2 protein-coding genes, 1 rRNA gene and 3 pseudogenes are annotated in these 7,324 nt (G+C 37.0%); 1 reads left to right on the top strand and 5 read right to left on the bottom strand.

What is annotated here, in order from left to right; all coding sequences use genetic code 11:
• From ARADI_RS09995 to pepQ, 5 genes and pseudogenes are all read right to left on the bottom strand, one after another.
• Nucleotides 1-473, bottom strand: a 16S ribosomal RNA gene (locus tag ARADI_RS09995); the annotation flags it as partial.
• A gap of 471 nt (nt 474-944) precedes the next feature.
• The gene (gene hemG / locus ARADI_RS09990; protein WP_119711946.1) at nt 945-1,469 is read right to left on the bottom strand and encodes a menaquinone-dependent protoporphyrinogen IX dehydrogenase; all 525 of its coding nucleotides are present in this window, start codon (nt 1,467-1,469) and stop codon (nt 945-947) included.
• 27 nt (nt 1,470-1,496) lie between these two features.
• A complete protein-coding gene (trkH, locus tag ARADI_RS09985) occupies nt 1,497-2,948 on the bottom strand; it encodes a Trk system potassium transporter TrkH (RefSeq protein WP_119711945.1) in 1,452 nt (483 codons plus the stop codon).
• 30 nt (nt 2,949-2,978) lie between these two features.
• Nucleotides 2,979-3,589, bottom strand: a pseudogene (locus ARADI_RS09980) (IMPACT family protein).
• A pseudogene (gene pepQ / locus ARADI_RS09975) lies at nt 3,589-4,923 on the bottom strand (Xaa-Pro dipeptidase). The pseudogenes ARADI_RS09980 and pepQ overlap by 1 nt, the downstream one beginning before the upstream one ends.
• A 268-nt stretch (nt 4,924-5,191) precedes the next feature.
• On the opposite strand from pepQ, the pseudogene fadB reads away from it, so the two are divergent.
• Nucleotides 5,192-7,309, top strand: a pseudogene (fadB, locus tag ARADI_RS09970) (fatty acid oxidation complex subunit alpha FadB).
• The last annotated feature ends 15 nt before the right edge of the window (nt 7,310-7,324 follow it).

Here is a 7,324-nt window from a genome sequence, read left to right as displayed (position 1 = left end):
TAAGGTTATTAACCCTAACACCTTCCTCACGACTGAAAGTACTTTACAACCCGAAGGCCTTCTTCATACACTCGGCATCGCTGCATCAGGCTTGCGCTCATTGTGCAATATTTCCCCACTGCTGCCTCCCGTAGGAGTTTGGGCTGTGTCTCAGTCACAGTGTGGCTGATCATCCTCTCAGACCAGCTAGAGATCGTCGCCTAGGTTAGCCCTTACCGCACCTACTAGCTAGTCTCTATGGGTTCATCCGAAGGTGTGAGGCCGTTACGGTTCTCCACTTTGCTTCTTAGAGATTATGCGGTATCGGTATTAGCTACCGTTTCCAGTGGTTATCCCCCGCTTTCGGCCAGATCCCCATACCTTACTCACCCGTCTGCCGCTTGCCAGCAAGCTTCCTCACGCTGCCGCTCGACTTGCATGTGTTAGGTCTGCCGCCAGCGTTCAATTTGAACCATGATCAAATTCTTCAATGAAAAGCTTGATGCTCAAAGAATGTTTTACTGACCGTAACGCCCTTTTGTTTAACTCGCTTTACTGATGTTTGACCACCTTCGCCGCTGCCGATCAAAATAACGTTACTGCATATTAGTTCATATATGAATTAACTATTTTGTTACTCTTCAAGACTTTAAAATCAAATATTTTTTGATGATGTCTTGCGAGTGCCCACACAGATTGTCTGATTAATTGTTAAAGAGCATGCGACCTGATAAAAGAGGTGGTATATATTACGCTTTTCACTTGTAAAGTCAAATAATTATTTCTACTTTTCTTTACCCTTCGTCAAGAAAATTCAATTCAATTGATTCGTTCTATACTGACTCAGTGGGGGCGCATTATAAGCAGTTTTACGCAGCTGGCAAGCAATAATTTGTAACCTTTAGTCGTTTGCTCTTTTTTCGACAAAAAGCAGAAAAAATAGCAATTTTTAATCAAATTTTTATTTAAGTGCATTTAAATTCGCGCGCAAAGTATTCAACTTTTTGCCAATCAGTATATTCAACCTCTTTATTTGTATTCGTTTCTCCACCTGTTATTTTCATAATAAATTGGATCATAATACGATCTAACCATTTATATTGGGGATAACGTAGCGCTCCGGCAAACACATTAGTAATAGTTGGTTGCCACGGAGTTTTAGCTAAAAATTTACGTACATAAACATTTGTTTCAGGTGTATCTTTGCCCTTTTTTCTAGCCGTTAAATTAACACCAAAAAATGCACTTGGCATGGTATTCAACTCTTTTTGGTGATTTTGCGCGAAACTCAACACTGCAGGATTAAAATGACCATAACGGATTGAAGCACCGACTAACACTTTTTGGTAAACAGAAAGATTAAAATTTTTATCCATATTTAAATCTCTAACATCACATTGCTTACCTTCTTTACGTAAATATTCAGTAATTTTAAGTATTATCTTTTTAGTCTGACCATTTTCGCCAGAATAAAGCAGCAAATAGCTCATGTGTTACCTATAAAATTGTATAAATGATTATTCCCGCCAAAAGGTTGGTGTGAAAAGAACAAGTAAAGTAAACACTTCCAATCGGCCAAATAACATAGTGACTATTAGGATCCATTTTCCCGTTGGATTCATGGTAGTAAAGTTTTCAGCTACCGAGCCTAATCCTGGACCTAAATTATTCAGTGTTGAAGCAATTGAGGCAAAAGCAGAAAACTCATCTACGCCAGTAGCAATTAACAATAGTAAACTGATAATAAAAACCAATGCATAAGCAGAAAAAAAACCCCAAACAGCTTCAATAATACGTTCAGATAATGCCCTGGAGCCTAATTTTATCGTGTAAACAGCATTTGGATGTACCAAGCGTTTTAACTCTCGTGAACCCTGCAAGAATAATAGTAAAATTCGAATAACTTTTAATCCACCTCCAGTTGATCCTGCACACCCACCGACAAAAGCAGCAAAAAGTAACAATATAGGTAGAAAAAGCGGCCAATTTGCGAATCCATCGGTACTAAAACCGGCTGTCGTTGCCACAGAGACAACCTGAAAAAAGGCTTGATCAAATGTTTGTAATAGTGAGTCATAAACTGAATGATATAGAAGCACTAACGTACAAATGATTATCAAAACTATTTGAAAACCGATAAATACTCTAAATTCAGGATCACGCCAGTAAATTGTCAGACTACGACCAGATAAAACGGCAAAGTGAAGACCAAAATTACAGCCAGAAATCAGTAAAAAAATAGCAATAATGGTATTAATAGCAAGGCTATTAAAGTAGCCAATACTCTGGTCATGAGTAGAAAATCCACCAATAGCGACAGTAGAAAAACTATGGGAGATAGCATCAAAAACATCCATGCCAGCGCCCCATAACGCTATCGCGCAGACTATAGTAAACAAAACATAGATTAACCAAAGTGTCTTTGCCGTTTCTGCAATCCTTGGACGCATTTTATTGTCTTTAAGTGGGCCAGGCATTTCTGCCCGATAAAGCTGCATTCCACCTACGCCTAATAAAGGTAATATGGCTACCGCTAAAACAATAATTCCCATGCCACCTAACCACTGTAGCATCTGTCGATAAAAGAGTATTGCTTTGGGTAAAGTGTCCAACCCAACCAATGTGGTTGCTCCAGTTGTTGTTAAACCGGAAAAAGATTCAAAAAAAGCATCGGTAACAGAAAGATGAGGCCGATCAGAAAAAATAAAAGGTAGTGCCCCAACACTACCTAACACGGTCCAAAAAAGGGCGACTATCAGAAAACCTTCTTTAGGTTTTAGAGCATGTCGATTATTTCTGTTTGGTATCCATAGTAACAATCCGATAATTAATGCCGCAACAAAGGTTTGGCTAAAGGCACGTCCTGCTCCATCTCGATAAATCAATGCCACTATACCTGGAATAATCATAGTGACAGAAAATAAGATAACAAGTAGCCCAACAATTCGGGTTATTGCTCGAAAATGCATGAGTGGTTCCTTGAGAATCTAATCATAACATTAAGATTTAGGGGTTAAATTTAATGCGCTTCTACTTAAATTACGTAATTTATCCGCAAACTCTTGTTCAACATTGACAGGAAGTGAAATTTTTAATATCACATTTTCACTATATTCTCGCGCTAGGATCTGCCCTGCTGATTGTTGTATTAATTGCTCAATCATTTTTATATGCGCATATTCACAATGTATTAAATAATATTTTTGTAGCAGTTTTTACTGGTTGTTCAAGAGGTTAAGTGCATGTTGAACACTATTACCATAAGCTCTAACCAAGCCGCCAGTCCCCAATTTAATACCGCCAAAATAACGCACTACCACGACGGTAATTTCACCAATATGGCTAGCTAACAACTGAGTGATCATCGGCTTACTTGCCGTTCCGGTCGGCTCACCATCATCAGAAAAACCTAATTTTTGGCAATCATCAGGCCTACCAGCAACATAGGGCCAGCAATGATGACGAGCATCTAGGTATTTATGTTTGATAGTTTGGATAAAATTTTTTTCTTCAGCAATTCCATCAGTATGTTCCAAATAATTAATAAAACGGCTTTTTTAATCTCTTCGGTAACAACAACCGACTCTGCGGGTATCAAATAAGCATTCATTATTTTAAATGTAAATTACGTGTCATATTTTCAACTTTATTCTCATATATGATGATATTATCTTCGATACGAATAGCACTATAGGGCGTAAGGGACGCAATTTTAGGCCAGTTAAAATATTTACTACAGATCCTGCGCGCCAAGGAGCTAATAGTGTCTCGATGAAATAGAGACCAGGTTCAATAGTTAATACCATACCAGATTGTAAGATCCGAATACAACGTAAGAAAGGGTAACATTCTGGTACAGCCAAAGACGCTCCCGTCTCACCCTGCATCAATCCACCAACATAATGAACTTGTAATCCGAAAAGATGGCCTAAGCCATGCGGGAAAAATGGTGTTGTAATCCCTTTTTCTATCATTGTCTCTACACTGATATTGCAAATAATGCCATGATCTAGCAATAAAGATGTAATATGTTGATACATCTGTTGATGATATTCAGTATAGCGAATACCGGTTTTAATTGTATCGATCAATAGCTGTTGTTTATTATCCAAGCCGTTAATCAAATTAGCAAATTCATCATTATTCTTAGCCGTATAAGTACGCGTAATATCTGCTGCATAACCGTGTTATTCAGCGCTCGCATCAATTAAAAAACTATATATATTCTTTGGTGGCTGATATTTCAATTTAGTGTAGTGAAGTACTGAACAATTTTCATTGAGTGCAATAATATTACTATATGGCACGTCAATATCTCGCTGACCTGTTGCCTGCAAGTAACTAACATTAATATCAAATTCACTCGCTCCCTGACAAAAGGCCTCACTAGCGGCATGATGACCAGCTATTGCCATTTTCTGCGCTTGTTGTAAACAACTCAATTCATAGTTGGTCTTATAAGCCCGATGAAAATGAAAATAATCTAACACCGATTTGCGATTAATATTAACCGCTGAAATACCTAATTCTTTAGCTAGATCAATAGATTCACCAATATAACCAGTATGTTTTTTATCTAACTGAAATAACCATTTTTTAATATCATTAGCCTCTTTTAAATGGAACAACTCAAACTCTTTTAGCCAAAAGCTGTCTGGTAGAGGATCAATACTATGCCAATAATCAATTGGAGAATAAAACCACAATTTAGGTTTGCTAACTCCATCAACTAATAACCAACAATGTGCAACTTGAGTAATAAGTAGCCAGGCTTTGAAATGTGGATTAACTTTGAATAAATAATGGTAGTCATCAAGAAAAACGCCTTTCGGCTCTCCAGAATGGAGTAAGTAAGGCATTCAATTTATTATTTTTCAAAACATTCTGTGTACGTTGCTGTAATGTTTTAATATGTTCTTGATATTGACTAGCAAAATTTTCCATTTTTAGTTCACCTGTTATTTTTATCTCTAATATTCAGCAAAATATCAGATTAAATATTATCATTAATTTAATAAATACTTTTCCCCAACTAAAGTGTCTCATTTTTTTTAATAAAAACAAATAATTAAGTATTATCGAGGTTTTCAATAACCCATAGAATTTGTTGTGATCAGACTAGCATATTTTTTATACTTAATTTGTATTTTTTAACAAAAAAATCATACCGCTAATTCTTGGTCTTACCAGATAGTAATCATAGGAGAACAGTATGCTCTATCAAAGTAATACTATTCAGGTTGATTGGATAAAACCCGGTATAGCAAAATTGATATTTAACTCGCCAAATACCATTAATAAATTTGATTTAGAAACCGTTGATTCACTAAACAAAGCTATTGATTCACTCGAAAACAAAAAGACCCTAAGTCAATTAAAAGGGCTTATTCTGATTTCACAAAAACCTACTTTCATTGTTGGTGCATATATTAAACAATTTCTCTCCCTATTTAATGTACCAAAGTCACAACTTCAGCAGTAGCTTAATTTTACTAACAGCATCTTTAATCGTATCGAAGACCTACCTATTCCGACCGTAACCGCCATTAATAGTTACGCTTTGGGAGGAGGCTGTGAGTGTGCATTAGCAACAGATTACCGTATCGCTAAACCCGATCTTAAAATTGGTTTATCAGAAGTTAAACTGGGTATTATGCCTGGGTTTGGTGGTTCAGTACGCCTACCGCGCTTAATTGGTTTAGATAATGCATTACAGATGATCACCATAGGAAAAGATATCGATGCCGAAACCGCTTTAAAAAATGGCCTGATTGACACGATTGTGGCCAAAGAACAGTTACTAAATTCGGCCCTAGTACTATTGGAAAATGCGATTGCCAACAGATTAGATTGGCAGCAGGTACGGCAATCTAAAACCCAACCTTTAAAACTGAATAAAATAGAACAAACGATGAGTTTTAATGTCGCAAAAGGTTTAGTCATGAAAGCGGCAGGCTCACATTACCCTGCACCATCGAAAGCGTTAGAAACTATCGAAAAAGCGGCCAATTGTGGACGTAAATAAGCGTTATCATTGGAAACAGAAGCTTTCATTCCACTGACTGGCGCTCCTGCAGCGTATGCTTTAATTAGAGTTTTTCTCAATGATCAATATGTTAAAAATTTAGCTAAACAGGGAAGCCAATCCACTGAAGCCCCCATAAAAGCTGCCGTTGGTGGTGCTGATATCATTGGTGGTGGTATTACTTATCAATAGGTATGAATGAAGCCGCTAAATTGCTAAATAATCAATTTGAACGTAAGCAAATTTCAGCGCTGGAGATGGCGAAGATATTATCTTCAATTACTCAAACACTAAATTACGCTGGAATTGAAAATGCACAAATTATTGTTGAAGCGGTGGTTGAAGACCCAAAGGTCAAAACTGTCGTTTTGGCCGAAACAGAAAAATTATTAAATCAAAATGCTCTATTAGCCGCCAATACTTCAACTATTCCCATCACAAAATTAGCTAGTGTTTTACAGCGGCCGGAAAATTTCTGTGGCATGCATTTTTTTAATCCTGTTCATCGAATGCTATTAGTGGAAATCATTAAGGGCGAAAAAACTAGCACCAAAACTATCGATATGATAACTGTCTATGCGAATAAAATGGGTAAAACGGCTATCGTCGTCAATGATTGCCCAGGTTTTTTTGTTAACCGTGTATTATTCCCTTATTTATCTGGCTTTAATTTACTATTACAAGATGGTGCTGATTTTTATCAAATCGATAAGATCATGGAAAAACAATTTGGCTGGCCGATGGGGACGGTTTATTTGATTGATGTTATTTGGTATTGATACCGTGCAACACGCCCAACAAGTTATGGCTGACAGTTTTCCAGAGCGTATGGCAAAAATTGATCAAGATGCGATTACTGTTCTATTTAATCATCAGCGTTTCCGCCAAAAAAATGGCGTTGGTTTTTATCAATACGTTACCGATAAAAAAGGAAAAATACAGAAACAACGCGATCCTAAAATTAAAGACTTACTAGGCAAAATTGGCGCTACCGGCAAACAATTTACTAAGCAAGATATTATCATGCGCATGATGATACCGATGATTAATGAAGTGGTTCGTTGTTTAGATGAACACATTATTGCTAGTCCTGCAGAAGCCGATATTGCACTGGTATACGGCTTAGGTTTTCCGCCATTTCGAGGTGGTGAGGTCTGCTATCTTGATAATTTCGGTATCCAAAATTTTATCGAAATGGCGGAAAAATATGCCTCTTTAGGCCCTTTATATGCCATTCCTGACAGTTTTAAAAAACAAGCAGGTTATTTATCCAACGCCAGAAAAATCACCTTCAACAGCAAATAATAAGCTTAAGGTCGT

The organism is Arsenophonus endosymbiont of Aleurodicus floccissimus (assembly GCF_900343025.1).
Lineage (GTDB): Bacteria > Pseudomonadota > Gammaproteobacteria > Enterobacterales > Enterobacteriaceae > Arsenophonus.
The sequence above is the reverse complement of the archived record's forward strand: the minus strand, read 5'-3'. Positions and strand labels throughout refer to the sequence as shown.